Here is a 26,166-nt window from a genome sequence, read left to right on the forward strand (position 1 = left end):
TCTCCCGCCTGCGGGAGAGGGGTTGGGGTGAGGGCAAGCTGTTGCCGTTGGCCTTCAGTTTCCAAGCAAACGAAAGCACCAGTCAGCACATCGGCAGGTTATCCTCGCCCTCCAAGCCGAACCGATAGACGCGCCCGTGTCCCCCCGAATTGCTTTCCTCGCCAGTACCGTCGAGGCCGCACAGCAGGCCCGTGCCACCCTGGCAGCCCGTTACGGCGACCATAGCCCGGAAGAGGCCGATGTTATCTGCCCGCTGGGCGGTGACGGCTTCATGCTGCAGACCCTGCATCGCCACGGCGGCAAGGGCAAACCGGTATTCGGCATGAAGCTGGGCACCGTCGGCTTCCTGATGAACCACCATCGCGAAGATGACTTGATCGAGCGCCTGGCCCTGGCTGAACCAGCCCACCTGCGCCCGCTGGAAATGATCGCGTTGACCGAATCCGGCACTACTACCGGCTCGCTGGCCTACAACGACGTCTCGATGCTGCGCCAGACCCGGCAGGCCGCGCATATCGGCATCGATCTCAACGGCCAGCAGCGGGTGGAAGAGCTGATCTGCGATGGTGTGCTGGTCTCCACGCCGGCCGGCAGCACCGCCTACAACTACTCGGCGCATGGCCCGATCCTGCCGCTGGGTTCGAACACCATCGCCTTGACCCCTTTGGCGCCGTATCGCCCGCGACGCTGGCGTGGCGCCATCCTCAAGGCCGAGACCGAAGTGCGCTTCCGCGTGCTCGATCCCTACAAGCGCCCGGTCAGCGTCACTGCCGATTCGCATGAAACCCGCGATGTGGTGGAAGTGACCATCCGCGAATCGCGTGAGCGTCAGGTGACCTTGCTGTTCGACCCCGAGCACAACCTCGAAGAGCGCATCCTCAGCGAGCAGTTCATGGTTTGAGGGCGGGGATCGGGGCTGGTGGGATCCGGGATTGGGGGAAGCGCGCCGCTTCCGGGTAGACTGGGTCCCGTTCCTTGATCGTATTGGGTTCATCGTCCATGGGTGACAACACTCCCCGGCTGCTTACCGTTGCGGTTACTTCGCGCGCCTTGTTCGATCTCGAAGAAGGCCACGCCCTGTTCGAACGCGAAGGCCTGGAGGCCTATGCCGCCTACCAGCGCGCGCACGAGGACGATGTGCTCAAACCTGGCGTTGCCTTCCCGGTGGTGCGCAAGCTGCTGGCACTCAATGATGGAGCGCCGGTGGAGACGCCGCGCGTGGAAGTGATCCTGCTGTCGCGCAATTCGGCCGATACCGGCCTGCGCATCTTCAACTCCATCCAGCACTACAAGCTGGATATTGTGCGCGCCACCTTCACCGCCGGCGAGCCGACCTGGCCGTACGTCAAGCCGTTCGGCACCGATCTGTTCCTGTCGGCCAACCCGGATTCGGTGCGCCGCGCCCTGGTCAATGGCATCGCCGCCGCCACCATCCTGCCGCAGAGCGCACAGGAGGTGGCTGCCGCTTCGGCAGCGGCTACCGATACCGGTCGCTCCAAGACCCAGCTGCGTATTGCCTTCGATGGTGATGCGGTGATCTTTGGTGATGAGAGCGAGCGCATCTCGCGCGAACAGGGTGTGGAAGCCTTTGGTCGCCACGAACGCGAGCGTGCACACGAACCACTCAGCGGTGGCCCGTTCCGCAATTTCCTGTCGGCGCTGCATGCCCTGCAGGCGGCATTCCCGCCGGGCGAGTCGGCACCCATCCGTACCGCGCTGGTCACCGCGCGTTCGGCACCTGCGCATGAACGGGTGATCCGTACCCTGCGTGAGTGGGGCGTGCGTCTGGATGAGGCGCTGTTCCTCGGTGGTCGCCACAAGGGGCCGTTCCTGGAAGCCTTTGGTGCCGATATCTTCTTCGATGATTCGCAGCACAACATCGACAGCGCACGTCAGCACGTTACCGCCGGCCATGTGCCGCACGGCGTCGCCAATCCGGGGTAGAGCTGCCGTTTGTTGTGGGAGCGGCGTAAGCCGCGAAGCAAGCAATCTATCCGTCAGCAGGCAAGGTGCAATTGCAGCTGTCTCAGTTGTTTTTGCCTGGTCAGCTTCGCGGCTTACGCCGCTCCCACAGTCCGGTGTCTGCGCGACCTTGCAGCCCAACATTCCCCACATGCTAGGATGAAGCCGCTTTCGCGGGTTCCAAGCTGAACCAGCGGTAATCCTGCCGCGCCCTGATCTGCACGAATGCAGCAGATCCCTCCCGCACAGCACCCACCCGGTGATCCAGGGGCGGGGCCTGTCCCCGACCGGTAGCGTCAACGTACCTGCCATTCCCTTTCGCGCTGCCTTGCGTGGCGGCCGGGTGTTTCGCGCGCCGCGCGGGACCGGACGCATTGTCTCTCCTGCACGGCGCATAACGCGCCCTTGCGCAGTGCCGTCGCGTTTACGCGGCTGCAGCTACACAGGAGAAACAACCCGAATGACCATGCGTATCGCCATTCTTGGAGCCGGCCCGAGCGGCCTGGCGCAACTTCGTGCCTTTGAATCCGCCCGTCGAGGTGGGGCTGAAGTGCCAGAGATCGTCTGCTTCGAAAAGCAATCCGATCTTGGCGGGATGTGGAACTACACATGGCGTACCGGGCTGGATGCTTATGGCGAACCCGTACATGGCAGCATGTACCGCTACCTCTGGTCGAACGGCCCGAAGGAAGCACTGGAGTTTGCCGACTACAGTTTTGAAGAGCATTTTGGCCGCCCGATCGCCTCCTATCCGCCACGCGCTGTGCTGCGCGACTACATCATGGGCCGCATCGAAAAGAGCGGTGTACGTGATCAGATTCGCTTCAACATGGCGGTGCAATGGGTTGATTATTCGGAAGAAACCGAACGATTCACCGTCACCGTCCGCGACCTGAAGAAGGATGAGTTGCTGGCCGAGGAGTTCGACCGGGTCATTGTTGCAACCGGCCATTTCTCCACGCCGAATGCGCCATTCTTCGAGGGCGTGGATCGCTTTCCCGGCCGCGTGTTGCATGCGCATGATTTCCGTGACGCTTGCGAATTCGCAGACAAGGATCTGCTGCTGGTAGGGAGCAGCTATTCGGCCGAGGATATCGGTACGCAGTGCTACAAATACGGCGCCAAGTCGGTGACCTTCAGCTATCGCAGCGCGGCAACCGGTTACGATTGGCCGGCTGCCTTTGAAGAAAAGCCCTTGCTGCAGCGTGTTGAAGGCAACACCGCGCACTTCATCGATGGCAGCAGCAAGGACGTGGACGCGATCGTGCTGTGCACCGGCTACCAGCATCACTTTCCGTTCCTGCCCGATGCGCTGACCCTGCGCACGCGCAATCGTCTGTACCCGGGTGATCTGTACAAGGGCGTGTTCTGGATCGACAACCCCAAGCTGATCTACTTGGGCATGCAGGACCAGTACTACACCTTCAACATGTTCGATGCGCAGGCCTGGTATGCGCGCGATGTGATCCTCGGCAAGATGGCGCTGCCGACGACCGCGGCAATGCGTGCCGACAGCGAAGCCTGGCTGGCACGCGAGGAAGCAACGACCTCGGCCGAGCAGGACATCGACTTCCAGACCGAATACGTGCGCGACCTGCTGGACGCCACCGACTACCCGGACTTCAATGTCGAGGCGGTGGCCACGCTGTTCAAGCAGTGGAAGCACGACAAGAAGGAGGACATCCTGGGGTATCGCAACTACAGCTACCGTTCGGTGCTGACTGGCACGCTGGCGCCGCTGCATCACACCCCGTGGATGCAGGCGATGGATGATTCGCTGGAGGCTTTCCTCGCCGATAGCGTCATCGAGGAGCAGCCGCGCAGGATTGCCTGATGGAGATGGCGCCGGTCAGTCCGGCGCCTGTCCCAGTGGCAGCACGATATTGGTCAGTCGCCAGCGCAGCCCTTGGCGGCTGAGTACGAACACGACTTTGCGCCCGTCTTCCAGATGGGTGGTGGCGGTGTAGCGCGACAGCGATTCGTAATGGCCGGTGGTATTGGCCAACGGCTTGGCCGGCGAGGGCGGTGCCCAGGTATCGCCGCCGACGGTATCGCCGATGGCCCGCTTCCACAGGCTGTCCCCCTGCAGCAGGGCAGCAATGCCCAGCGGGGTGACGAAGGTGTCGACACCGGCACCGGTGAGATTGCCGGCCACGCCCAGCGCGACCTGGCCGAATAGACTCGACTGCATGTCGCTGCCGGCGCGGCGCACGATGTAATCGTTGATCTGCGCCTTGATGTTGACCCGGACCGCGCCGAAGTCGACGTGTCGCGCCAGCTTGCCGGTGTCACGCTGTTCGATGGCCTGGCTGATCCCACGGATCGCCAGATAGGGGCCGCCGATCACGTAGGCGGCCAGCAGCACTGCGATGGCGATGACAGTAGCGAGTATCCACTTCTTCATTGCGTTGCTGTCCTCGATATCAGGGGTGTGCGGGGATGCTGGCTTCGGCCCAGCGGCGCAGCATCACCAGGGTTTCGGCCCAGGCCTGGCTGCAGAAGCCCAGATATTCGCTGTCACCGTTCCAACCCAAGTGATGGAACTCCAGCACGGTCAACGGCTCGCCTTCATGCGGCAGACCGCGCCAGGCGCCGGGGCTGGCCCGGCGTGACAGGTCGAAGCGGATCTCGGTGCTGGTCCAGGCCGAGGCCGGGCTCTGTGGCGGGTGACGACTGATCACCTCCCAGCGGATGCAGCGCTCGGGAATGATCTCCAGCACCTTCAGCGCGACGACGCCATGGCCGGAACCCGGGTTGTGGCTGATCACGGTGTCACCGTCGATGACCGATTGCTGGTGCGGTATCCACCAGCGGCTCAGCCCCTCTGCGCTGGCCAGGCCGTTGTAGACGGTGGCCAGCGGGGCATCGATCCAGACTTGCAGGTGGATGCTGGTCATGGCGGCTTCCTGTCGAAGGTTGCCGCCAAGCGTGCCGCAAACCAGGTTGGTTTGCGTGAAGCCCACGCCAATCAGAATTCCAGGTCCAGCGCGGCGCACAGGTAGTCGACGAACGGACCGAGTGCGGCCAGGTCCTTGGCCAGGGTCTGGCGCAGGCGCGGGCCGGTCATCGTTTCGTCGTCCAGCGAGCGCCACAGCACCCAGTTGCGGTGCTTGAGGTCGTCGATGAACTCGAAGTCGGCAGGGAAACCGCGCGGCGGCCGCACCAGCTTCTCGCTACTTTCGAACTCGTAGCGCTTGCGCGTGGCGGGCGCATGCGCGGCGGCCTTCCAGCTGCCGGGGTTGTCGAGGATGAACTGGCGCAGGCGGCGCTGTACGTCCGGCTCGGGGTGCCAGATGCCAGCACCAACAAAGCTCTCGCCCGGTGCCAGGTGGATGTAATACGACGGCGCCGGCACCTGCTTGCGGCGCTCGTGGAACAGGCGTGCGCCCTGCCAGGTCTTGTACGGCGCCTTGTCGTGGGAGAAGCGCGAGTCGCGGTAGATGCGGAACAGCGAGCCGCCGACGGTGCGAGGATCGGCCTGGAAGTGCGTGCTGACTTCGCTCAGGTCTGGCTGCAGGTCGGTGATCAGGCGCAGGAAGGGCTGCCGTACATGGTCTTCGTACTGCTGCTTGTGCTCGGCAAACCAGGTTTTGTCGTTGTGGCGGGCCAGCCCGCGCAGGAACTTGAAGCTGGCATCGCTGAAATACTGGGTCATGGTGTGTCCTGCAGGGAGTGGCGCCACTGGTCCAACGCATCCAGCAAGGCCAGTGAGTCCGGGTTGTCCTTGTGCTCCTCGCGCAATTGGGCGATCTGCGCGATGTACTCGGGCAAGGTCTGCTCGGCCATGCCCGGGGTAGTGAAGCGCTGCTGACGATACGCATCCCAGCGTGAGCGCGCGGTGGCGTCCAGTGTCTGCGGATGGTTGCGGGCGCGGTAGCGGAACAGCAGCTCGGGCAGGCGCGGGTCACGGAAGCGCTGTTCCAGTTCGGCCAAAGCTTCCGGCGGTGCAGTGCGCACCTTGCTGAGCAGGCCCTTGTCGCCTTCGGCCAGGAAGCCATCGTACAGCGATGCATCGGCGTCGACCGGGCCATCGTTTACGCGTTCTCGGGCAAACACCTGGCGCGCCTTCTCGGCCAGCTGCGGGCCGAGTTCGCGCAGTTTTTCTGCCTTGGCTTCAATTGCCGCAGGATCAATCTGCAGGCGCTCAAAATCGGCCTCGCGCAGATGGTTCCACGCAACCAGCGCCGGTACCTTGTTGAGGTGGACTTCTTTCAGCGGAATGCGCTGCTGGCCTTCGGGCAGGTCGGCGGCACGGGTATACAGGCGTGCGGTGATTTCTTCGACCGACAGCTCCAGCAAGGGCTCGATATCGCCTTCCAGGTCGAACACGATCACCCGATTGTTGATGTGCGGATGACGGGCCAGTGGCAGCACCGGTGCGGCGCACAGGCGGCTGGCCGGGTAGCGCATCGAGATATGCAGCACCGGCTCCATCGCCACCACGTCGAGCAGGCTGCCGACATAGCGCTTGTCGCGCAGACGCAGCGCGTAGTCCCACATGCGCGGCTGTGCCTCACGGAAGCGCCGCGCCATGCCGATGGTGGCATGGACGTCCGACAGCGCTTCGTGGGCATCGCCTTGGCGCACATCATTGGCCAGCGCCAGATGCTCAAGCTTGAACGAGGTGGCGCCGTCTTCGCGCGTGGGCCAGTTGATGCCGTCCGGGCGCAGCGCGTGCACCAAACGTAACATGTCGAGCAGGTCCCAGCGCGAGTTTCCACTGCGCCACTCGCGCTCATAGGGATCATGGAAATTGCGGAACAGACCGTAGCGCACGAACTCATCATCGAAGCGCAGGGTGTTGTATCCCAGGGTGCAGGTCTGCGGCTTGCTCATCAACTCGTTGATGCGGGCGAAAGCCTCGGCCTCGCTGACACCTTCGGCCAGCGCATGCTGCGGGGTGATGCCGGTGATCAAGGTAGCGACCGGCGAGGGCAGCAGGTCGTCGGCTGGCTTGACGTAGAAGCTGACCGGCTCGTCGATGATTTTCAGGTTGGCATCGGTGCGCACCGCGGCGAACTGGGCGATGCGGGTACGGCGCGGGTCCTGGCCAAAGGTTTCCAGATCGTAGAACAGGAAGCTCTCGGCCATCAGTGCGCTCCTTCCAGTACTGGCAGCTGAGCGTGGACGACGTGTTCCAGCGTGGCCCAGTCGATGTTGTGCAGCGAGTCGTGGCCGGCGGTTGCGTCGGCAAGGATGGTCTGCTGCAGACGGGTGCGTTCAAGTGCGACTGCATACGGCGTGTGCAGGAAGGTGACCATCGTGTAATGCGGCACGAAACGGGTTGGCCAGCGCGCCTGCAGCGCCTGCTCCAGCTCGCGCTGCAGCAGGTAGCTCGGGTCGGCGACGCGATCGCGCATTTCCAGATAGTTGTCCAGGGCCATCTGCTGGATGGCGGCGGCATTGGGTTTGCGCTCGGCTTCAAATGCGGCGAAGGCTTGTTCGGTGCCGGGATGCTCGGCCAGGCAGCGTGCCAGCACCACGCAGTCTTCGAACGCGCAGTTCATACCCTGGCCGTGGAAGGGCACCATCGCATGCGCGGCGTCGCCGATCAGCACTGCCTTGCCACGCTGATGCCAACGTTCCAGGTACAGCGTGCCCAGCAGGCCGGGCGGATGCTGTTCCCAGTCGGCGCGCAGGTTCGGTATCAATGGCAGGGCATCGGCGAAGTCGCGCTGGAAGAGTGCTTCGGCTTCGGCACCGTTACGCACCGTTGCGAAGCTGGGATCACCTTCGTTCGGCAGGAACAGGGTGACGGTGAACGTGCCTTCGTCATTGGGCAGGGCGATGCACATGTAGTTGCCGCGAGGCCAGATGTGCAGGGCATTGGCTTCGATCTGGAAGCTACCGTCCGCTGCTGGCGGAATCTCCAGCTCTTTGTATGAATGATCGAGGAACTCGATGCGCTCGCCCAAGGGCAACTTGCGGTTCATTGCCGCGCGCAGCGCCGAGCCGGCGCCATCGGCTCCGATCAGCGGCGTGTTGAAGTGGATGTCGTGCGGCTGGTCGTCGCGGTCGTCGATGAAGCGTGCATAGCCAGCATCGAAGTCCACGGTATGCAGGCGACGGTGGAAGTGCACGGTGGCACCGGCTTCCTCGGCCAGCTGCAGCAAGGTGGTGTTGAGGTCCTTGCGGTGCACCGACCAGATCACTTCGCTGTCATCGCGGCCGTAGCGCTGCAGGTCGGCCGCGCCTTCGCGTGGGTGCACCATGCGCCCGCGCATCATCACCGCCTGGGCCATCACCTCGTCCTCGACGCCGGCCTGACGCAGGGCGTTGCGGCCACGTTCGGCCAGCGCCAGATTGATCGAGCGGCCGGACTCGTAGTCGGCGATGCGCGGATCGCCACGGCGTTCGTAGATGGTGATCTTCCAGCCCTGCCGCGACAGCAGGATGGCAAGCAGGGAGCCGGCCAGGCCGGCGCCGATCAGGGTGAGGCTGCGTGGGGTGGGGGTGTTCAAGTCACAGTATTCCGTTGGTCAGACGCCAGCCCAGGTTTCCACTTCATCGACGAAGCGGTAGACATCGCTGTAGCGGTTGTACAAAGGCGTGGGCGAGATGCGGATGACATCGGGCTCGCGCCAGTCGCCGAGCACGCCTACCGATTGCAGGTACTCGAACAGCGAGCGCCCCTGTGCACGGCCACCGGCCACACGCAGCGACAGCTGGCAGCCGCGGCGCTCGGGTTCGGCAGGCGTGATGATCTGCAGCACATGGTCCAGGCGCGCACGCACCATGGCTTCCAGGTAGCCGGTGATCTTCAGTGACTTGGTGCGCAATGCATCCATGCCGGCTTCGTCGTACAGCGCCAGTGATGCACGCAGCGGCGCAAGGCCGAGCACAGGTGGATTGCTCAGCTGCCAGCCTTCGGCGCCACGTTCCGGCACGAACTCCGGCGCCATCTGGAAGCGGGTCGCCTGTTCGTGGCCCCACCAGCCGGCGAAGCGCGGCAGTGAGGTGTCCTTGGCATGGCGTTCGTGCACGAAGGCACCAGCAACCGCGCCCGGACCGGCGTTCAGATACTTGTAGTGGCACCACACCGCGAAATCGGGTGCCACGTCGTGCAGGTTCAACGGCACGTTGCCGACCGAGTGGGCCAGATCGAAACCGATGCTGGCGCCGTGCGTGCGGGCGAGGCGGGTGATCGCGTCGAGGTCGAACACCTGGCCGGTGCGGTACTGCACGCCCGGCCACAGTACCAGCGCGACGCGCTTGCCGTGTTCGCTGATGGCCTGCTCGATGGCTTGCATCGAGATGGTGCCGCTGGCTTCGTCCGGCTGCACTTCGATCAGATCGGTGGCCGGGTTGAAGCCATGGAAGCGGATCTGTGCCTCGACCGCGTGGCGGTCGGTGGGGAAGGCACCAGCTTCCATCAGGATCGCCGGGCGCTCGCTGCTGGGGCGGTAGAAGCTGACCATCATCAGGTGCAGGTTCACGCTCAGCGTGTTCATCGCCACCACTTCATGCGGCAGCGCACCGACCACGCCGGCCAGGGAATCGCGCACCAGGCGGTGATAGCTCAGCCATTGCGTCGGACCGGTGAAGTGGCCTTCGACGGCGATGCGGCCCCATTGATCCATCACCTCCTGCACCATCGCCTGTGCGCCGCGTGGCTGCAGGCCCAAGGAGTTGCCGACGAAGTAGGCCTGGTCGGCGCCCTGGTGCTGCGGGATCAGGAACTGACTGCGCAGGTGGCGCAGCGGATCGGCAGCATCAAGTGCGGTGGCATGAGCGGGTGACAGCGTTTCGTTCATCGGTGCGGACACGTCGAGGATGTAGCCGCAGTGTAACCGCGCCCGGCCGCTCAGGCTTCCGGCGTGACTGGTTTTGGCAGTGGATGCACGGCCCCACATTGGCTGCAGGTACGGTGTTCGGTCGAGGCATGGAACCGGTCGAAGACCTTGGGCAGATCGGTCTCGATGTTCTTCAGGTGGAAGAACTCCTCGTAGATCTTGTGGTTGCATTGCTGGCAGTACCACATGAAGCCATCGAGCTCATGGTCCAGGCGCTTGCGCTCGACCACCAGACCGATCGATCCGGGCATGCGCTGCGGCGAATGCGGTACACGCGGGGGCAGCAGGAAGATCTCGCCGGCCCGGATCGGGATGTCGCGCACTGCGCCGTCTTCCTGCACCCGCAGCACCATCTCGCCTTCAAGCTGGTAGAACCATTCCGGACCCTCATCCCAGTGGTAGTCGTTGCGGCTGTTGGGGCCGGCAACCACCATGACGATGAAGTCACCGTTCTCGATCATCTTGTTGCCGACCGGCGGCTTCAGGAGGTGGCGGTGTTCTTCGATCCAGCCGAGCAGGTTCAGGGGTAGGGGGAGCATGCGGGGCCTGTTTGGTGAGGGTGGCTGCTTCCTTCTCCCGCCGGGAGAAGGTGCCCGGAGGGCGAAGCCTTTGCTTTTTCCTTCTCCCTTCGGGAGAAGGTGCCCGGAGGGCGGATGAGGGTTGGTTCCTGGCTTGGCTGGGGCGGTAGGCCCTCACCCCCAGCCCCCGCTCCGCGCCCCGGCCCTTGCGCTGGCGCAAGGGCGTTCGAGTAGCAGCGAACCTGTGGTTCGCAAGCTGCTCCTCTCACCCCGCGAGCGGGAGAGGGGAGGAAGCCTAGCTTCGGCAGGTTGGCTGTCAGTGCCTTTTGCCCTTCCGCGGCACAAACGACAAGGCCTTCTCGTACGCCGGCTGCAGCTCTTCCGGTGCGCCCACATCAATACCCATCTCGCTGACGCGGCCGTCGCGCAGGCTGTAGACCCAGCCGTGCACCATCAGCTTCTGGCCGCGGGCCCAGGCGTCCTGCACGATGGTCGAGCGGCAGGCGTTGACCACCTGCTCGATCACGTTCAACTCACACAGGCGCGCGTGGCGCAGCTCCGGGTCGTCGATCTGCGAGAGGATATCGTCGTGCTTCTGGGCGACATCGCCAACATGGCGCAGCCAGTTGTCGGCCAGGCCAACGCGCACATGGTTCAGTGCTGCATGCACGCCGCCGCAACCGTAATGGCCGACGATCAGGATGTGCTTGATCTTGAGCTGGTCCACCGCGTACTGGATCACGCTCAGGCAGTTCAGGTCGGTATGCACCACCACGTTGGCGATGTTGCGATGAACGAAGATTTCGCCCGGTGCCATGCCGATGATCTGGTTGGCCGGTACGCGTGAATCGGAGCAGCCGATCCACAGGTATTCGGGGCTCTGCTGCTTGGCCAGTTGATGGAAGAAGTCGGGATCTTCCTTCTCGATCCGGTCCGCCCATTCGCGGTTTTTCTGCAGCAGGTTATGGATGTCTTTCATGGTGAAGCTTCCCTTGCGATCTGGAGGGGGAGGGCGCTGCTGCGCGTTTGCACGGCAACGTCGCGGGAAACGGGGCTGGGTTCAATCATCGGATTGATCGCCATGCTCACTGCGGTATAGCTGCATCCACTGGGCCAGCTCGCTGGCATCGGGCGTATTCAAGGCATGCAAGGCCTTGATCACCGCCAGCTGGTTCGCCTGCGGGTGGTTCTGGCTCAGTTTCAGTTTGATCTGGATCTGCTGCACGTCCAGGCGGAAGCCTACGATGGCGCGCAGCGAGGGGGCGTGATCGTCCAGGCCGGCATCGAACTGCCAGCCCTGGCCGACGCTGGCCTCGAAGAAGTTGCTGGTGTCCGACAGCAGTTGAGCCAATGCCGCCGTGTCGTCGAAGCTGTGCAGTTCGCCGACAAGTTCAGCGGCGGCGTAGTTCCAGGTAGGGACGCGCGCCGCGCTTTCCTTGTCCGGATACCAACTGGCCGATACATAGCCCTGCGGGCCGTTGACCAACACCTTGGCGCGGCCGAGGTGACGTGACTGTTTGTTGGCTCGGGCCCAATGCCCGATCAGTTCGACCTTGTGCCCTTCGCGCCGATAAAGCACCGGCACGCGGGTCAGTTCGGGCAATCCGTCGCCGCCGGTGGTCAGCAAGGTCACGAACGGGTCACGCGCCAGCAGGCGATCCAGCCAGAGCAGCTCGGTCTCGATGAAGGCGCGCTGGGCGAACACGAAAGGCCGCTTAGACCCGGGTGCCGAGCAACTGCACCATGCGCTCGCGCAGCGTGTCGTCGTCGCCCTGCGGTGGGCTCACTTCGTGCAGCGAGAAACCACGGTGCAGCGCGTCTTCTTCGTCCAGGCCATCAAAGGCGACGAACTCGGCGTCGAACAGCTGTGCGCGGGCAGTGTCTTCACTGTCATAGCTCAGCGTGTTGCCGTCGCTGTCCAGTACTTCGGCGGTGCCGCCCGGGCGAACCCGCAGGCGCGCCCAGATCAGGGTGCCGCCGAGCTGCGCCAGCCACCACTGGTCGGGAGTGTTCTCGAAATCAGTCATTTCATTACCTGCGAAAAAAGCCACAACAGCATTGCCATGCCCAGCCCGCCGAGCATCACCAGCAAGGCGATGCGGGCGGGTGTGGCCAACCCGGACAGCGAGCGGTCGGCGATGCCGGTGAAGCCGCGGCCCAGCAGCCAGCGCAGGCACTCTGGTTTGAGAAAGGCGCCGGCACCGAACTCGGTGGCCAGCGCCGGATGCCGGTCGCGGATATGGACCAGCGTCAATGGCCAGAAAATCAGGAAGGCGCTGAGGCCGGCAATGGCCACGCCAACGAAGCAAAGAGCGAAGAACAAGGTCAACGGCGCCGCCTCCTGTTACTGGATCAGATGAATCAGAACTCCGCCGAACCCGGTGCGCGCGGGTAGGGGATCGCATCGCGGATGTTGGACAGGCCACAGACATAGACCACCAGACGCTCGAAGCCCAGGCCGAAACCGGCATGCGGCACCGAACCATAACGACGGAAATCGCGGTACCACTGGTAGTGCTCCGGATCCAGGCCGAACTGCGCCATGCGTGCGTCGAGCACGTTCAGACGCTCTTCGCGCTGGCTGCCGCCGATGATCTCGCCGATGCCCGGGGCCAGCACGTCCATCGCGGCAACGGTCTTGCCGTCGTCGTTCAAGCGCATGTAGAAGGCCTTGAAGTGTTCCGGGTAGTTGGTCACCACGACCGGGCGGCCGACGTGCTCCTCGGTCAACCAGCGCTCGTGCTCGGTCTGCAGATCCAGACCCCATTCGACCGGGTAGTCGAACTTCTTGCCGGACTTCTGCAGCAGGCTGATCGCATCGGTGTACTCGATGCGCTCGAACGGTGCGTTGACGAAGGCTTCCAGGCGGGTAATGGCGTCCTTCTGCACGCGCTCGGCGATGAAGGCCATGTCGTCGGCACGCTCATCGAGCACGGCGCGGAACAGGTACTTCAGGAACTCTTCGGCCACACGCGCGTTTTCGGCCAGGTCGGCGAAGGCGATTTCCGGCTCCACCATCCAGAACTCGGCCAGGTGGCGGGTGGTGTGGCTGTTCTCGGCGCGGAAGGTCGGGCCGAAGGTGTAGACCTTGCTCAGTGCCAGACAGTAAGCCTCGACGTTGAGCTGGCCGGACACGGTCAGGAAGGTTTCCTTGCCGAAGAAGTCACGGCTGAAGTCGATTTCACCGTCACCGGTGCGCGGCAGGTTGGCCATGTCCAGCGTGGAGACGCGGAACATCTGGCCGGCACCTTCTGCGTCGGAGCTGGTGATGATGGGCGTGCTGATCCAGTAGAAGCCGTTCTCGTGGAAGTAACGGTGCACGGCCTTGGACAGGCAGTCACGGATGCGGGTGACCGCGCCGAACAGGTTGGTGCGCGGGCGCAGGTGCGCCACTTCGCGCAGGAACTCCGGCGACATCGGCTTGGGCTGGATCGGGTAGGTCAGCGGATCTTCGACCCAGCCGACGATTTCCAGGCTCTGCGCCTGGATCTCGAAGCTCTGGCCCTTGCCCTGCGACTTGACCAGCGTGCCGGTGGCGATCACCGAGCAGCTCGGGGTCAGTTTCTTGATGTCTTCGAAATTGGACAGCGCTTCGGTGGCCACGACCTGGATCGGGGCAAAGCCCGAGCCATCGCTGACGTTGACGAAGGCCAGTCCAGCCGAGCCGCGCACCGTGCGGACCCATCCGCGGACTGTGACTTCTCCGCCTTCCGGGAACTTCCCGGCAAGGGCGTGTGCAACGCTGACCACCGTCATGACTTGAATCCTCTGTTGATCGACTCGATCTGTGAATGCGAGATTTTAGCGGCTCAACGCCCGGGCAGGCGAGCATTTATCCACGCTTGCAGTCCGGCGGGCCGCCCACATCTATAATTGGACCGTAATTCTGCTGGAGTCGCCCTACCATGGCTGTTCATCTGACCCCCATCGCCCATTCCCGCGTGCAGCGCTTCGTCAGCAGCACCCCGGGGGCGCTTGGCCTGCGTTTTGGCGTGACCCGCACCGGTTGCTCGGGTTGGGGCCACATCACCGACCTGGCCAAGGATGAGCGCGAGGGTGACACCGTGTTCGAGCAGGATGGTGTGCGCATCTACGTGGATGCCCAGAGCCTGCCGCTGGTGGATGGCACCGAGATCGACTTCGGCAAGCAGGGCCTGAGCGAGACCTTCACCTTCAAGAACCCCAACGCAGCGGCCGAATGCGGCTGCGGCGAGAGCTTCACTACTGACGACATGCACCGCTGAGAAAGGCGGTGGCTAGGCTTTTGTAGGGGCGGCATAAGCCGCGAAGCAGGTCAGGTGTCGGGGCCGGCAAGGTCCGGCGCACGGGGCGCTCCCCCTGTAGAGCCGAGCCATGCTCGGCTGGAGCATTCCCGACGATGTCCGGGATAGTGTTGTGCATGAGGCCTCTGCCGAGCGTGGCTCGGCACTACAGGTTGGCTTTGCCGGGAAAGCCCTCTGCCGAGCATGGCTCGGCACTACGTCAGTCGGTGGCCAACTGTTCTGGTGCGTTCTGCCGACGCTGCAACATCACCGCAATACCCCACAGCAACAAGCCTGCCGCTGCCGTCGCTGCGCCCACATAACCGGTAGAAGCGTGGCCATAGCCGGCGCCAATTGCCATGCCACCCAGCCATGGGCCCAATGCGTTCGCGGTATTGAAGGCGGCATGGTTGGAGGCGGCGGCCAGGGTCTGGGCTTCGCCGGCGGCATCCATCAGTCGGGTCTGCAGGGCCACCGCCAGGGCGCCCATCGTGCCCACGGCGATGATCGCCGGCACCATTGCCCAGGCCGAATGCGCGGCCAGCGGGAACAGCATCAGCACGACGATGGACCACGCCAGCAGCAAGCCGGCGGCGCGAAACTGCAGCCGGTCGACCAGCTTGCCGCCGGCCACATTGCCGATGATCGCGCCCACCCCGAACAGGCCAACCGCGACCGGCATCCAGCGTTCATTGATGCCAGTGACGTTGACCAGCGTCGGGGCCAGATAGGTGAAGACGCAGAACATGCCGGCAAAGCCAATCGCGCCGATCGCCAGTGCCAGCCACACCTGTGGGGTGTTGAATGCGCGCAGCTCACGCATCGGCGAGGTGCGGGTTTCGGCCGGGTCCGCCGGAAGCTGCCGTGCGACCAGGGCCGCCGTGGCGATGGCCAGCAGGCTGACCAGAACGAAGGCGCTGCGCCAGTTGAACTGCTGGCCGAGCCAGGTGGTCAGCGGATTGCCCAGCAGGATGGCGATGGACAGGCCCAGCAGTACCTTGGACACGGCGGCACCACGTTGTTCGGGCGGGCTGATCGAGGCGGCAACCAGCATTGCGACGCCGAAGTAGGCGCCGTGCGGCAGGCCGGCCACGAAGCGGGCCAGCAGCATGCTGTGGTAGGTCGGGGCCAGCGCGCTGGCCAGGTTGCCTACGGCATAGAAACCCATCAGCCACAGCAGCAGGGTGCGGCGGCGCAGGCTGGCGCCGGAAAAGGCCAACAACGGTGCGCCGACCACCACGCCGATGGCGTAGGCGCTGATCAGATGCCCTACCTGGGCTTCGTTGATGGCCAGGCCGCGGCTGATCTCCAGCATCAGTCCCATGCTGGCGAACTCGCTGGTGCCGATGGCGAAGCCGCCCAGTGAGAGCGCAATGAGAATGAAAGTGCGCTGGCGCGGCGTCAGCTGCGCTGCCAGGGAAAGCGTGGAATTCACGTCGGGTGGTCCGGGAGGGGCGTGGAATCGGTTACATAGTGTACTGTTGCGTCGCAGCAATCAGCCCTCATCGGCGGCTTTTCGATGCCGGATGCTGTGTTGCGCCAGTCGGGCGACTTGCCTCGGGCCCTTGCGCAGTGGATAATGCCCGGCTTCCTGCGCTCCAGTGCAGGAACCCTTGCCCCACCGCAAACCACGGCGGGGGGCTGTCCGGCCCATCAGGGCCACATCCGAAAGGTATGAAAACATGAGTCGTCATTACGAAGTCGTGTTCCTGGTCCATCCGGACCAGAGCGAACAGGTCCCCGCCATGATCGAGCGCTACAAGGCGCTGGTCGAAGCCGGCAACGGCACCATCCACCGTCTGGAAGACTGGGGCCGCCGCCAGCTGGCTTACCCGATCCAGAACCTGGTGAAGGCTCACTACGTGCTGCTGAACATCGAAGCTGACCAGTCGGTTCTGAACGAACTGACCGAGAGCTTCCGTTTCAACGACGCCGTGCTGCGCAACCTGGTCATCAAGCGTGACGAGGCTGACACCGAGCAGTCGCTGATCATGAAGAGCAAGGACGAGAAGGGTGACAAGCCCGAGCGTGGCGAGCGCCGTCGTCGTGACGACGAAGAAGGTGCATCTTCCAACAATGACGAAGCCGGCGACGACGCCGCTTCTGCTGAATAAGGAGCACTTTCATGTCCAAGTTCTTCCGCCGCCGCAAGTTCTGCAAGTTCACCGCTGAAGGCGTGAAAGAGATCGATTACAAGGATCTCAACACCCTGCGCCAGTACCTGACCGAGAACGGCAAGATCGTTCCGAGCCGCGTCACCGGCACCAAGTCCAAGTACCAGCGCCAGCTGGCAACGGCCGTCAAGCGCGCCCGTTTCCTGGCCCTGATCCCGTACACGGACAACCACGACGTCTGAGTGCAGAAGTGAGTCGCGGCGCATGCGTCGCGATGGGAAGTGAGAGGTGGGAGTAGGGCGTTTGTCCTTTCCCGTTTCTCACTCCCCTTTACTCGCTTATCGCCTCAAACCCGTCCTATTCGGACAGCAAGCGTTGCGGCGCCATTGGCGCCGCTAACGAATAACGGAGCTACACCATGAAGCTGATTCTTATCCAGAAAGTGACCAACCTCGGCGGCCTGGGCGACCTGGTTGACGTGAAGCCGGGCTACGGCCGTAACTTCCTCGTGCCGCAGGGCAAGGCCGTGCCGGCCACCGAAGCCAACATCGCCGAGTTCGAAGCCAAGCGCGCCCAGTACGAAGCCAAGGCCCAGGCCTCGCACGACGAAGCACAGGCCCGTGCCAACAAGTTCGAAGGCGCCAGCGTCACCATCGGTGCGCACGCTTCGACCGAAGGCAAGCTGTACGGTTCGGTTGGCCCGCGTGACATCGCTGAAGCCTTCACTGCTGCCGGCCTGGAGCTGAGCAAGAGCGAAGTGATCCTGGGCGAAGGCGCTTTCCGCAACGTTGGCGAGTTCGACGTCATCGTCAAGCTGCACGCCGACGTGGAAACCACCGTCAAGGTCATCGTCGAAGCCGACGCTTGATTCTGCCGGACTGGTTGTAAAGAACGGGCGCCGTAAGGCGCCCGTTTCTTTTGGCCGGCCTGCAGGCCAGGCCCCACCAGTGGCCATGGGTGTCGCTATACTCGGTTGCCAGTGCCGCGCTTGATCATTTGAATTCCAAGGAATATCAATGATTTGAGCTCGGGGACGGAACCTCCGGACCATCCCTCCGGGTGTCGGCAGTGGCAGCCGACGTCCGCCAACAGCCCGATTCCATGCGTCTATCCACGATCAAGCTCTCCGGTTTCAAGTCCTTCGTCGATCCCACGACGTTGCACCTGCCGACCAATATGACCGGTGTCGTTGGCCCCAACGGCTGCGGCAAGTCCAACATCATCGACGCGGTGCGTTGGGTGATGGGTGAGAGCTCGGCCAGCCGCCTGCGCGGCGATTCGCTGACCGACGTGATCTTCTCCGGTTCGGCGGGCCGCAAGCCGGTGTCACAGGCCACGGTGGAGCTGATCTTCGACAACACCGACCATACGATTTCCGGCGAATACGCCTCGTTCAACGAAATCTCGGTCAAGCGCACCGTAAGCCGCGATGGCAGCAGCAATTATTATCTGAACGGCACCAAGTGCCGCCGCCGCGATATCACCGATCTGTTCCTGGGCACGGGCCTTGGCCCGCGCAGCTACTCGATCATCGAGCAGGGCATGATCAGCCAGATCATCGAGGCGCGCCCGGAAGACCTGCGCATATATCTGGAAGAAGCCGCCGGCATCTCCAAGTACAAGGAGCGCCGCAAGGAAACCGAAACCCGCATCCGCCACACCCGCGAAAACCTCGATCGGCTCAATGACCTGCGCGAGGAAATCGGCAAGCAGCTCGAACACCTCAAGCGGCAGGCACGGCAGGCCGAGCAGTACCAGGCCTTGCAGGAAGAGCGCCGGGTCAAGGATGCAGAATGGAAGGCGCTGGAATTCCGCGGGCTTGACGGGCGCCTGGGCGGCCTGCGTGAAGCGCTGTCGCGCGAGGAAACCAAGCTGCAGCAGCTGATCGCCGAACAGCGCGACGCGGAAAGCCGCATTGAAACCGGCCGCGTGCGCCGCGAAGAGGCGGCGGAAAACCTGAACAAGGCGCAGGCTGATGTCTACCAGGTGGGCAGTACCCTGGCCCGGCTCGAGCAGCAGATTCACCATCAGCGCGAGCTGGCGCAGCGCCTGCACAAGGCGCGCGACGAGACCCGCCAGGCGTTGTCGGAACTTGGTCAGCACATCAGTGGTGACGAAGCCAAGCTGATCGTGCTGCGCGAATCGGTCGAAAATGCCGAGCCGCAGCTGGAGCAGCTGCAGGAAGAGAATGAGATCCGCCAGGAGGCGCTGCGCGAGGCCGAAGCAAGGCTCGCCGATTGGCAGCAGCGCTGGGAAGCGCACAATCGGAATACCTCCGAGGCGACCCGCTCCGGCGAGGTTGAGCGCACCCGCGTGGACTACCTGGACAAGCAGATTCTCGAAGCCGATCGCCGCCGCGAAGCATTGCAGGCAGAGCGCGCCGGCCTGGATCTGGATGCGCTGGCGGAAGCCTTCGAGCAGATGCAGCTGGAACATGAGACCCAGAAGGCCGCGCTGGAAACCTTGAACGAGCAGGTGGAGTTGCGCAAGGAATCGGTGGCGGCACTGCAGGAGCAGCAGCGCGCCGGCCAGTCTGAGCTGGCCGACGTTCGCAAGCAGGCACAGTCCGCGCGTGGCCGCTTGTCCTCGTTGGAAACGCTGCAGCAGGCAGCACTCGGCCAGGAACAGGGGGCGGCGGCAGCATGGCTGAAGGCGCGCGGCCTGGATTCGGCCGCGCGCGTCGGCGAGCGCATCACCGTTGAAAGTGGCTGGGAAAACGCAGTTGAAAGCGCGCTTGGTCAGCTGATCGAAGGTGTGCTGGTGGATGCGCCGGAAGCCTTGGTTGATGCGTTGGCTGAGCTGGGCGAAGGGCGCATCGCACTGGTTGCAGACGCCGATGGCAAGGATGAGTTCGCGCCGACTTCATTGGCGGCGAAAGTGCAGGGGCCGTTGGCGATCCGCCGCTTGCTGGCGCACCTGCATGGCGCTGAAGATCTTGCGCAGGCGCAGAAACTACAGCGCACGCTGGGTGGCGCTGAGTCGGTGATTACCCGTGGCGGTGAACGACTGGGGCAGGGCTGGGTGCGCATGTCGCGCTCCGGTGCCGCCGAGCAGGGCGCGCTGTTGCGCGAACGCGAGATCGTCACCTTGCGCGAGCAGATCGAATCCCTGCAGGAGCGTGAGGCCGCATTGGAGCAGCAGCTGGCTGGCTTGCGTGAGCAATTGCTGGCTGCCGAGCAACAGCGCGAAGATGTGCAGCGTTCGTTGTATCAAGCGCATCGCGCCGGGTCCGAATTGGCGGGGCAGTTGCAGAGCCAGCAAGGCAAGCTGGAATCCACGCGCACGCGCATTGGACGTATCGAAGGTGAGCTGGCGCAGCTGCTGGAAACGCTGGACGCCAGCCGCGAACAGGCGAGCGAGGCGCGCCTGCGCCTGGATGAGGCCGTGTCCAGCATGGGCGACCTGGAGTCGGCCCGGCACGCGCTGGAAAGCGAACGCAGGCAGATGAGCGAAGCGCGCGACCAGGCCCGGGATGCGGCGCGCAACGTGCGTGACAACATGCATGCACTGGCCTTGACGCTGGAGTCGCAGCGCACCCAGATCAGTTCGCTGAGCCACGCGCTGGAGCGTATGGGCAGCCAGCGTGGCCAGCTCGATTCACGTCTGGGCGAGCTGCACTCACAGCTGGATGAGGGGGGTACGCCGGTCCATGCGCTGGAGGCCGAGCACCAGAACGCGTTGGCCGAGCGTGTGCGTGTGGATCGCGTGCTGGCCGAAGCGCGGACCCTGCTCGACGGTATTGACCACGAACTGCGTGGATTGGAACAAACGCGTCATCAGCGTGATGAGCAATCGCTGGCGCAGCGCGAGCGTATCTCCCAGCGCAAGCTCGACCAGCAGGCTTTGGTGCTCAGTGCCGAGCAGCTGGCGGCCGCGGTGGAGAAGGCCGGGTTTGTGCTGCAGGACGTGATCAACACCTTGCCCGAAGACGCGCGCGTGTCGGATTGGGAATCGACGGTGCACCAGATCGACGGCCGCATGCGGCGGCTGGAGCCGGTCAACCTGGCGGCGATCCATGAGTACGGCGAGGCTTCGCAGCGCTCGGAGTACCTGGAAGCGCAGAACGTCGATCTGAACACCGCACTGGAAACCCTGGAAGACGCGATCCGCAAGATCGACCGCGAGACACGTGGTCGGTTCAAGGACACCTTCGACCGTGTCAATGCCGGCGTGCAGGCGCTGTATCCGCGCCTGTTCGGCGGCGGCCATGCCTATCTGGAACTGACCGGCGAAGATCTGCTCGATACCGGCGTGACCATCATGGCGCGGCCGCCCGGCAAGCGTGTTTCCAATATCTCGTTGCTGTCCGGCGGCGAGAAGGCCATGACCGCGGTGGCGCTGGTGTTTGCCATCTTCCAGCTCAATCCGGCCCCGTTCTGCCTGCTCGACGAGGTGGACGCGCCGCTGGATGAGGCCAACGTCGGCCGCCTGGCCAATATGGTCAAGGAAATGAGCGAGAAGGTGCAGTTCCTGTTCGTCAGTCACAACAAGGCGACGATGGAGGCGGCGCACCAGTTGTCGGGTGTCACCATGCGCGAGCCCGGCGTCAGTCGCCTGGTCAGTGTTGACCTGGAAGAGGCTGCCCGATTGGCGGGCGCCGCCTGACATGCCATCCTTTAACCACCTGAACGATTAACCCGGAGACTGCAACGCATGTCTGACATGGCACTGTTGCGTATCGGCATTCTGGTGGCCGGCGTTTTGCTGGTCGCAGCCATTTTCTTTTTCAGCCGGCCCAAGCGGCAGGCCCAGGGCAAACGCAAGGAGCCGGCTGACGCCGAGCGCCCGCGTCGTGAACCGGTGCTGGGAGGCGCCGAGGGTGCTGCGGCTGCCGAAGCGGGCGAGGGCGCTGCGCAGGATGACGGCGTAACCCAGCCTGAGCTCGGTCTGCCTGACGTGGACGCAAGCAACCTCAGTGAGCTGGGCAAGCGGCCTACCCAGGATTTCGACAAGATCGTCTCGCTGTACGTGGCTGCCCGTTCCGGGCAGGTACTGCGTGGCGAAGACATCGTGGTGGCGGCGGAGAAGACCGGTCTGGTCTTCGGCTACATGAATGTGTTCCATCGTCTGGTGGAAGGGCATTCGGAGCGCGGCCCGATCTTTTCGATGGCCAGCATCATGAAGCCGGGCAGCTTCGACATGGCCAACATCCGCGACATGGAAACCCCGGCCATCGCCTTCTTCCTGACCTTGCCGGCGCCGATGACCGCGCTTGATGCCTGGGAAAAGATGCTGCCGACCGTGCAGCGCATGGGCGAACTGCTCGATGGCGTGGTGCTGGATGACAGCCGCAATGCCCTGGGCCGCCAGCGTATCGCGCATATCCGCGATGACCTGCGTGCTTATGACCGCCAGCACCAGGCGCCGCCGTTGACCAAGTCGCCGCGTTGGTGAGGATTTAAAAGCTACCCCTCCCCAACCCTCCCCTGGCTACGCCAAGGGAGGGAGCAGGGCTTTTTCCCCTCCCTTGCGCGCAGCGTAGGGGAGGGTCGGGGAGGGGGGCTGTTCGCAGCAAACAAGGTTGCACTCGCAGCAGCTGCTTTTACCGCGCCAACACTTCGCGCAGGTAAAATCGCCACATGAATCAGAATACCGACGCCACCCGGCGCATCAGCGAACTCCGCCGCCAGCTGGCAGACGCCTCGCGTGCCTATCACGAGCACGATGAGCAGATCATCCCGGACGCCGAGTACGACCGGTTGATGCGCGAGCTGGAAGCGCTGGAAGCCGCGCATCCGGAACTGGACAGCGCCGACTCGCCCAGCCATCAGGTAGGCGGCAAGCCATCATCGCGCTTCCCTGAAGTCGTGCATGCCGTGCCGATGCTGTCGCTGGGCAATGCCTTCAGCGATGCCGAGGTGCATGATTTCGTGCGCCGCATCGATGAGCGCCTGCATCGTCGCGAGCTGTACTTCTCCGCCGAACCCAAGCTGGATGGTCTGGCCATCAACCTGCGCTACGAGAACGGCGTTTTCGTGCAGGGGGCGACCCGTGGTGACGGTGCAACTGGCGAAGACGTCAGTGCCAATCTGCGGCAGATCAAGGTCATCCCGCAGCAGCTGGCTGGGCAAGGCTGGCCGGAGGTGCTGGAAGTGCGTGGCGAGGTCTACATGCCGCGCGCCGACTTCGAGCGTTACAACGAGCAGGCGCGCCTGCATGGGGGCAAGGTGCTGGCCAATCCGCGCAATGGCGCGGCCGGCTCCCTGCGCCAGTTGGATCCGAAGATCAGCGCGCAGCGGCCGCTGAGCTTCTATGCCTATGGCCTGGGTGAGGTGTCCGGTGGCGAACTGCCCGGAACGCATTCGGCAACCTTGGCCCAGCTTGCGCAGTGGGGTTTTCCGGTCAGCGACCTGTGCAGGGTAGTGCAGGGTGCTGAAGGTCTGCTGGCGTACTACCGCGATATCGGCGAGCGCCGCGACAGCCTGGCCTATGACATCGATGGCGTGGTCTACAAGCTCGATGATCGCGAAGGCCAGCAGGAAATGGGTTTCGTCGCACGCGCACCGCGTTGGGCGATTGCGCATAAGTTCCCAGCACAGGAACAGACCACCACGGTTGAAGCCATCGAGATACAGATCGGTCGTACCGGTGCGGCGACGCCGGTTGCACGGCTGAAGCCGGTGCATGTGGCTGGGGTCGTTGTCACCAACGCCACCCTGCACAACGCCGATCAGATCGCGCGCCTGGATGTACGGGTTGGTGACTCGGTCATCGTGCGCCGTGCTGGCGATGTCATTCCGGAAGTGGTCAGTGTCATTGTTGATCGCCGCCCTGAAGGCACCACGCCGTGGCAGATGCCACGCGCCTGCCCGGTGTGTGGCTCGGAAATCGTGCGCGAGGAAGGCGAGGCGGCCTGGCGTTGCTCGGGTGAGCTGAGCTGCCCGGCGCAACGCAAGGAAGCCATTGCCCACTTCGCCTCGCGCAAGGCGATGGATATCGATGGCTTGGGTGACAAGTACATCGAGGTGTTGGTGGATGCCGGCATCGTGCGCGGTGTTGCCGACCTGTATGCACTCAATCGCGACCAGTTGCTGGTACTGAAGCTGGCGCTGGATGCCGATTCGCCGGAAGCACTCGCTTCGCAGCTCGGCCTGCACCTGCAGCCGGAAGGCAGCGGCGACACCCTCAATCGCATCCTCAAGCTGGATGCGGATGATGCGTCCTGGCGCGCACAGGCCTTGTCGGTGCCGGCCAGCTTCCAGTGGAACACCAGGAAGATCGCCACCAAATGGGCTGACAACCTGATTGCTGCGATTGCCGCCAGCCGCAATACCACGCTGGAGCGCCTGCTGTTCGCACTGGGCATCGAACACGTGGGCGAAAGCACCGCCAAGGCCTTGTCGGCGTGGTTTGGTGGTCTCGAGTTGATCCGTCACCTGCCGTGGCCAATATTCAAGCGCGTGCCCGACATCGGCGGTGAAGTAGCCCGTTCGATTGGTCACTTCATGGCCCAGCCGGGCAATCAGCAGGCGATTGATGCGTTGCTGGAGCGTGGCGTGCGGATCAGCGATACGCACGCCCCCAACGCCAAGCTGCGTGCAGATCTGAATCTGGCTACCTTGTTGTCGGACCTGGAGATTCCCAAGGTCACACCGGTACGCGCACGCCAACTGGCTGAAGCGTTCGGTTCGACGGCGGCGATTCTGGATGAAGAAGCACACAATTTCATGACCGCCGGTCTGCCAGCGGAGACCGCCAATGCGCTGGTCGCCTGGCTGAATGTCGATGCCAACGCACAGCTGTTCACCGATGCCGGCGTTGCCCTGGAGCGTCTGCTTGCGATCACGCCAGAGGCGCAGGAGCAGGTCGCCGGTGTGCTTGATGGCAAAACCGTGGTGCTGACCGGTACCTTGGCGCAGATGGGCCGCGATCAGGCCAAGGCAAGGCTGGAAGCGCTGGGAGCCAAGGTTTCTGGCAGTGTGTCGAAGAAAACCAGTTTCGTGGTGGCCGGTACCGAAGCCGGCTCCAAGTTGGACAAGGCAAATGAGCTTGGTGTGGAAGTATGGGACGAAGCGCGTCTGCTTGCCTTCCTCGCCGAGCACGGAGAACAGGCATGAGTGAGATCAAGGCGCGCTTGGCGCAATCGGAAGACTTCCCGCAGCTGATCGCGATGGTGCGTGACTTCTATGTGGAAGATCAGATTCCCTATATCGCCGAACGGGTCGAGCCCGGTCTGCAGACGCTGCTGGAGCAGCCAAGCTGTGGCGCGGCGTTGCTGCTGCTCGATGGCGACAGCGTGGTCGGCTACATCACCCTGGGCTGGTGCTTCAGCGTCGAGCAGGGCGGTCGTTTCGTATTGCTGGATGAGTTGTACCTGGGCCCGGCTGCACGCGGTCGTGGCTGGGGCCGGCAGGCCTTGGCGCTGGCCCGTGACTGGGCTGCAGGACAGGGCGCGGCGGTCATCCGCCTGGAAGTGAACCACCACAACGCCAAGGCCAAGTCGCTGTATCTGTCGGCGGGCTATCGCGACGACGAGCGCGACATCCTCACCTTGTCCTTGAACGGGGCGTCCGGGCGTCTGCACTCGTGATCGAGGCCCTGCGTCAGCGCGCACGCCTGAATGCATTGATTCGTGGTTTCTTTGCCGCGCGCGATGTGTTGGAAGTGGAGACGCCAATCATGTCGGCGGCCGGCAATACCGAGCCGAACATCGAGGGCTTCCATACGCGCTTCAGCGGGCATGTCGATGCCGGTTCGCCGCAGCGCTGGTTGCGCACCTCGCCGGAGTATCCGCTCAAGCGTCTGTTGGCTGCCGGTGTGGGTGATTGCTACGAACTGGGCCGGGTGTTCCGCAACGGCGAGGCCGGCGGGCGCCACAACCCCGAGTTCACCATGCTGGAATGGTATCGGGTGGGTTGGGATCATCACCGCCTGATCGAAGAAACCATTGCGCTGGTGCAGGAGGCGTTGGCAATGGTGCAGCGGCCGCCTGCATCGGTGCGCATCGTCAGCTACCGCGAGCTGTTCATGCAGGCAGTGGCGCTGGATCCGTTCCTCGCTGACGAAGCACAGCTGCGTGCGGGTCTGGGCGAAGTCGGCATCCAGCCTGATGGCCTGACCCGCGACGACTGGTTGGATCTGCTGATGAGCCATCGCATCCAATCGCAGTTCGCGGCCGATGCCATCACCGTGATCCATGACTGGCCGGCCAGCCAGGCCGCGCTGGCCAGGATCCGGCCGGGCACGCCGCCATTGGCTGAACGTTTTGAGCTTTACCTGGGTCCGGTCGAACTGGCCAACGGCTACCACGAGCTGAACGACGCAGTCGAGCAACGCCAGCGGTTCGAGCGCGATCTGGCGATCCGCGCGGCGCGCGGAGCTGAACAACCGCCCTTGGATGAAGCCTTTCTGGCGGCATTGCCGTCGTTGCCTGCCTGCGCAGGTGTTGCAGTTGGCGTGGATCGATTGCTGATGGCCCTGGCCGGTACGCCGCGGATCGGCGATGTATTGGCGTTTGATTTCGCCAACGCCTGACGCTGGTTTGCGCTGGATCATGGATATGCAGCGTGGCGGCGAC

General features: G+C 63.9%; 25 protein-coding genes. 12 read left to right on the forward strand and 13 right to left on the reverse strand.

Translation table 11 applies throughout. From position 1 onward, the window contains the following. Nucleotides 1–124 precede the first annotated feature (124 nt). The 3 genes from RT131_RS02550 to RT131_RS02560 all read left to right on the forward strand — a co-directional run bounded on the left by RT131_RS02550 (nucleotide 125) and on the right by RT131_RS02560 (nucleotide 3,796). On the forward strand, nucleotides 125–901 hold the full coding sequence (locus RT131_RS02550) for an NAD kinase (protein WP_313170221.1): 777 nt from the start codon (nucleotides 125–127) through the stop codon (nucleotides 899–901). 98 nt (nucleotides 902–999) lie between these two features. Then, nucleotides 1,000–1,944, forward strand: coding sequence for a 5'-nucleotidase (locus RT131_RS02555; protein ID WP_313169953.1), 945 nt, complete (start codon nucleotides 1,000–1,002; stop codon nucleotides 1,942–1,944). 478 nt (nucleotides 1,945–2,422) lie between these two features. After that, nucleotides 2,423–3,796 carry an NAD(P)/FAD-dependent oxidoreductase gene (locus tag RT131_RS02560; RefSeq protein WP_313169955.1) on the forward strand — a complete coding sequence of 458 codons (1,374 nt, stop codon included), beginning with the start codon at nucleotides 2,423–2,425 and terminating at the stop codon, nucleotides 3,794–3,796. Nucleotides 3,797–3,811: 15 nt separating this feature from the next. On the opposite strand, the gene RT131_RS02565 is transcribed toward RT131_RS02560, so the two are convergent. The 12 genes from RT131_RS02565 to asnS form a co-directional block, all read right to left on the reverse strand. Next, the gene (locus tag RT131_RS02565) at nucleotides 3,812–4,366 is read right to left on the reverse strand and encodes a DUF2939 domain-containing protein (RefSeq protein WP_313169956.1); all 555 of its coding nucleotides are present in this window, start codon (nucleotides 4,364–4,366) and stop codon (nucleotides 3,812–3,814) included. A 19-nt stretch (nucleotides 4,367–4,385) separates the two neighbouring features. After that, entirely contained in the window at nucleotides 4,386–4,859 is a 474-nt protein-coding gene (locus RT131_RS02570; RefSeq protein WP_313169958.1) for a hypothetical protein, read from the reverse strand. Nucleotides 4,860–4,930: 71 nt separating this feature from the next. Beyond that, nucleotides 4,931–5,617: a DUF2461 domain-containing protein gene (locus RT131_RS02575; protein ID WP_313169960.1), complete on the reverse strand. Its 687-nt coding sequence runs from the start codon at nucleotides 5,615–5,617 to the stop codon at nucleotides 4,931–4,933. Continuing rightward, the gene (gene sbcB, locus RT131_RS02580) at nucleotides 5,614–7,053 is read right to left on the reverse strand and encodes an exodeoxyribonuclease I (RefSeq protein WP_313169962.1); all 1,440 of its coding nucleotides are present in this window, start codon (nucleotides 7,051–7,053) and stop codon (nucleotides 5,614–5,616) included. The genes RT131_RS02575 and sbcB overlap by 4 nt, the downstream gene beginning before the upstream one ends. Continuing rightward, complete coding sequence (locus RT131_RS02585; protein WP_313169963.1) at nucleotides 7,053–8,423, reverse strand: NAD(P)/FAD-dependent oxidoreductase; 1,371 nt, start codon at nucleotides 8,421–8,423, stop codon at nucleotides 7,053–7,055. The genes sbcB and RT131_RS02585 overlap by 1 nt, the downstream gene beginning before the upstream one ends. 18 nt (nucleotides 8,424–8,441) lie before the next feature. Continuing rightward, on the reverse strand, nucleotides 8,442–9,716 hold the full coding sequence (gene kynU / locus RT131_RS02590) for a kynureninase (RefSeq protein WP_313169965.1): 1,275 nt from the start codon (nucleotides 9,714–9,716) through the stop codon (nucleotides 8,442–8,444). Nucleotides 9,717–9,766: 50 nt separating this feature from the next. Beyond that, nucleotides 9,767–10,294: a 3-hydroxyanthranilate 3,4-dioxygenase gene (locus RT131_RS02595; protein WP_313169967.1), complete on the reverse strand. Its 528-nt coding sequence runs from the start codon at nucleotides 10,292–10,294 to the stop codon at nucleotides 9,767–9,769. A gap of 295 nt (nucleotides 10,295–10,589) precedes the next feature. Next, nucleotides 10,590–11,252 carry a carbonate dehydratase gene (gene can, locus RT131_RS02600; RefSeq protein ID WP_313169969.1) on the reverse strand — a complete coding sequence of 221 codons (663 nt, stop codon included), beginning with the start codon at nucleotides 11,250–11,252 and terminating at the stop codon, nucleotides 10,590–10,592. 81 nt (nucleotides 11,253–11,333) lie between these two features. Further along, the gene (locus tag RT131_RS02605; RefSeq protein WP_313169970.1) at nucleotides 11,334–11,978 is read right to left on the reverse strand and encodes an FMN-binding negative transcriptional regulator; all 645 of its coding nucleotides are present in this window, start codon (nucleotides 11,976–11,978) and stop codon (nucleotides 11,334–11,336) included. Between the two features lie 10 nt (nucleotides 11,979–11,988). After that, nucleotides 11,989–12,300 carry a hypothetical protein gene (locus tag RT131_RS02610; protein ID WP_313169972.1) on the reverse strand — a complete coding sequence of 104 codons (312 nt, stop codon included), beginning with the start codon at nucleotides 12,298–12,300 and terminating at the stop codon, nucleotides 11,989–11,991. Next, on the reverse strand, nucleotides 12,297–12,602 hold the full coding sequence (locus tag RT131_RS02615) for a hypothetical protein (protein ID WP_313169974.1): 306 nt from the start codon (nucleotides 12,600–12,602) through the stop codon (nucleotides 12,297–12,299). The genes RT131_RS02610 and RT131_RS02615 overlap by 4 nt, the downstream gene beginning before the upstream one ends. A gap of 32 nt (nucleotides 12,603–12,634) precedes the next feature. After that, nucleotides 12,635–14,029 carry an asparagine--tRNA ligase gene (gene asnS / locus RT131_RS02620; protein WP_313169976.1) on the reverse strand — a complete coding sequence of 465 codons (1,395 nt, stop codon included), beginning with the start codon at nucleotides 14,027–14,029 and terminating at the stop codon, nucleotides 12,635–12,637. Nucleotides 14,030–14,178: 149 nt separating this feature from the next. Between asnS and RT131_RS02625 the strand changes: the two genes are divergently transcribed. Continuing rightward, a complete protein-coding gene (locus tag RT131_RS02625; RefSeq protein ID WP_313169977.1) occupies nucleotides 14,179–14,517 on the forward strand; it encodes an iron-sulfur cluster assembly accessory protein in 339 nt (112 codons plus the stop codon). Between the two features lie 238 nt (nucleotides 14,518–14,755). Here the strand turns inward: RT131_RS02625 and RT131_RS02630 are convergent, their stop codons facing one another. Next, a complete protein-coding gene (locus tag RT131_RS02630) occupies nucleotides 14,756–15,970 on the reverse strand; it encodes an MFS transporter (RefSeq protein ID WP_313169978.1) in 1,215 nt (404 codons plus the stop codon). 247 nt (nucleotides 15,971–16,217) lie between these two features. On the opposite strand from RT131_RS02630, the gene rpsF reads away from it, so the two are divergent. The 8 genes from rpsF to epmA all read left to right on the forward strand — a co-directional run bounded on the left by rpsF (nucleotide 16,218) and on the right by epmA (nucleotide 26,123). After that, nucleotides 16,218–16,649 carry a 30S ribosomal protein S6 gene (gene rpsF, locus RT131_RS02635; RefSeq protein WP_293708576.1) on the forward strand — a complete coding sequence of 144 codons (432 nt, stop codon included), beginning with the start codon at nucleotides 16,218–16,220 and terminating at the stop codon, nucleotides 16,647–16,649. An 11-nt stretch (nucleotides 16,650–16,660) separates the two neighbouring features. Continuing rightward, entirely contained in the window at nucleotides 16,661–16,891 is a 231-nt protein-coding gene (rpsR, locus tag RT131_RS02640) for a 30S ribosomal protein S18 (protein ID WP_002804494.1), read from the forward strand. 176 nt (nucleotides 16,892–17,067) lie between these two features. Continuing rightward, nucleotides 17,068–17,517 (forward strand): 50S ribosomal protein L9, encoded by a 450-nt coding sequence (rplI, locus tag RT131_RS02645; protein WP_313169980.1) that lies wholly within the window; start codon nucleotides 17,068–17,070, stop codon nucleotides 17,515–17,517. Nucleotides 17,518–17,750: 233 nt separating this feature from the next. Then, entirely contained in the window at nucleotides 17,751–21,254 is a 3,504-nt protein-coding gene (gene smc / locus RT131_RS02650) for a chromosome segregation protein SMC (RefSeq protein ID WP_313169982.1), read from the forward strand. 48 nt (nucleotides 21,255–21,302) lie between these two features. Beyond that, nucleotides 21,303–22,043 carry a cell division protein ZipA gene (gene zipA, locus RT131_RS02655; RefSeq protein WP_313169984.1) on the forward strand — a complete coding sequence of 247 codons (741 nt, stop codon included), beginning with the start codon at nucleotides 21,303–21,305 and terminating at the stop codon, nucleotides 22,041–22,043. 185 nt (nucleotides 22,044–22,228) lie between these two features. Continuing rightward, complete coding sequence (ligA, locus tag RT131_RS02660) at nucleotides 22,229–24,706, forward strand: NAD-dependent DNA ligase LigA (protein ID WP_313169986.1); 2,478 nt, start codon at nucleotides 22,229–22,231, stop codon at nucleotides 24,704–24,706. Then, nucleotides 24,703–25,179, forward strand: a complete 477-nt coding sequence (locus RT131_RS02665; RefSeq protein WP_313169988.1) for a GNAT family N-acetyltransferase — start codon at nucleotides 24,703–24,705, stop codon at nucleotides 25,177–25,179. The genes ligA and RT131_RS02665 overlap by 4 nt, the downstream gene beginning before the upstream one ends. Beyond that, nucleotides 25,176–26,123 carry an EF-P lysine aminoacylase EpmA gene (epmA, locus tag RT131_RS02670; protein ID WP_313169990.1) on the forward strand — a complete coding sequence of 316 codons (948 nt, stop codon included), beginning with the start codon at nucleotides 25,176–25,178 and terminating at the stop codon, nucleotides 26,121–26,123. Before RT131_RS02665 ends, epmA begins: the two co-directional genes overlap by 4 nt. Nucleotides 26,124–26,166 lie beyond the last annotated feature (43 nt).

Source organism: Stenotrophomonas sp. (assembly GCF_032066555.1).
In the GTDB taxonomy this organism is placed as follows: domain Bacteria; phylum Pseudomonadota; class Gammaproteobacteria; order Xanthomonadales; family Xanthomonadaceae; genus Stenotrophomonas.

What these genes read in the sequence shown, in the direction of transcription:
- RT131_RS02555 (WP_313169953.1), top strand. Translation starts at nt 1,000, where the DNA reads ATGGGTGACAACACTCCCCGGCTGCTTACCGTTGCGGTTACTTCGCGC.
- RT131_RS02560 (WP_313169955.1), top strand. Translation starts at nt 2,423, where the DNA reads ATGACCATGCGTATCGCCATTCTTGGAGCCGGCCCGAGCGGCCTGGCG.
- RT131_RS02565 (WP_313169956.1), bottom strand. Translation starts at nt 4,366, where the DNA reads ATGAAGAAGTGGATACTCGCTACTGTCATCGCCATCGCAGTGCTGCTG.
- RT131_RS02570 (WP_313169958.1), bottom strand. Translation starts at nt 4,859, where the DNA reads ATGACCAGCATCCACCTGCAAGTCTGGATCGATGCCCCGCTGGCCACC.
- RT131_RS02575 (WP_313169960.1), bottom strand. Translation starts at nt 5,617, where the DNA reads ATGACCCAGTATTTCAGCGATGCCAGCTTCAAGTTCCTGCGCGGGCTG.
- sbcB (WP_313169962.1), bottom strand. Translation starts at nt 7,053, where the DNA reads ATGGCCGAGAGCTTCCTGTTCTACGATCTGGAAACCTTTGGCCAGGAC.
- kynU (WP_313169965.1), bottom strand. Translation starts at nt 9,716, where the DNA reads ATGAACGAAACGCTGTCACCCGCTCATGCCACCGCACTTGATGCTGCC.
- RT131_RS02595 (WP_313169967.1), bottom strand. Translation starts at nt 10,294, where the DNA reads ATGCTCCCCCTACCCCTGAACCTGCTCGGCTGGATCGAAGAACACCGC.
- can (WP_313169969.1), bottom strand. Translation starts at nt 11,252, where the DNA reads ATGAAAGACATCCATAACCTGCTGCAGAAAAACCGCGAATGGGCGGAC.
- RT131_RS02610 (WP_313169972.1), bottom strand. Translation starts at nt 12,300, where the DNA reads ATGACTGATTTCGAGAACACTCCCGACCAGTGGTGGCTGGCGCAGCTC.
- asnS (WP_313169976.1), bottom strand. Translation starts at nt 14,029, where the DNA reads ATGACGGTGGTCAGCGTTGCACACGCCCTTGCCGGGAAGTTCCCGGAA.
- RT131_RS02625 (WP_313169977.1), top strand. Translation starts at nt 14,179, where the DNA reads ATGGCTGTTCATCTGACCCCCATCGCCCATTCCCGCGTGCAGCGCTTC.
- rpsF (WP_293708576.1), top strand. Translation starts at nt 16,218, where the DNA reads ATGAGTCGTCATTACGAAGTCGTGTTCCTGGTCCATCCGGACCAGAGC.
- rpsR (WP_002804494.1), top strand. Translation starts at nt 16,661, where the DNA reads ATGTCCAAGTTCTTCCGCCGCCGCAAGTTCTGCAAGTTCACCGCTGAA.
- rplI (WP_313169980.1), top strand. Translation starts at nt 17,068, where the DNA reads ATGAAGCTGATTCTTATCCAGAAAGTGACCAACCTCGGCGGCCTGGGC.
- smc (WP_313169982.1), top strand. Translation starts at nt 17,751, where the DNA reads ATGCGTCTATCCACGATCAAGCTCTCCGGTTTCAAGTCCTTCGTCGAT.
- zipA (WP_313169984.1), top strand. Translation starts at nt 21,303, where the DNA reads ATGTCTGACATGGCACTGTTGCGTATCGGCATTCTGGTGGCCGGCGTT.
- ligA (WP_313169986.1), top strand. Translation starts at nt 22,229, where the DNA reads ATGAATCAGAATACCGACGCCACCCGGCGCATCAGCGAACTCCGCCGC.
- RT131_RS02665 (WP_313169988.1), top strand. Translation starts at nt 24,703, where the DNA reads ATGAGTGAGATCAAGGCGCGCTTGGCGCAATCGGAAGACTTCCCGCAG.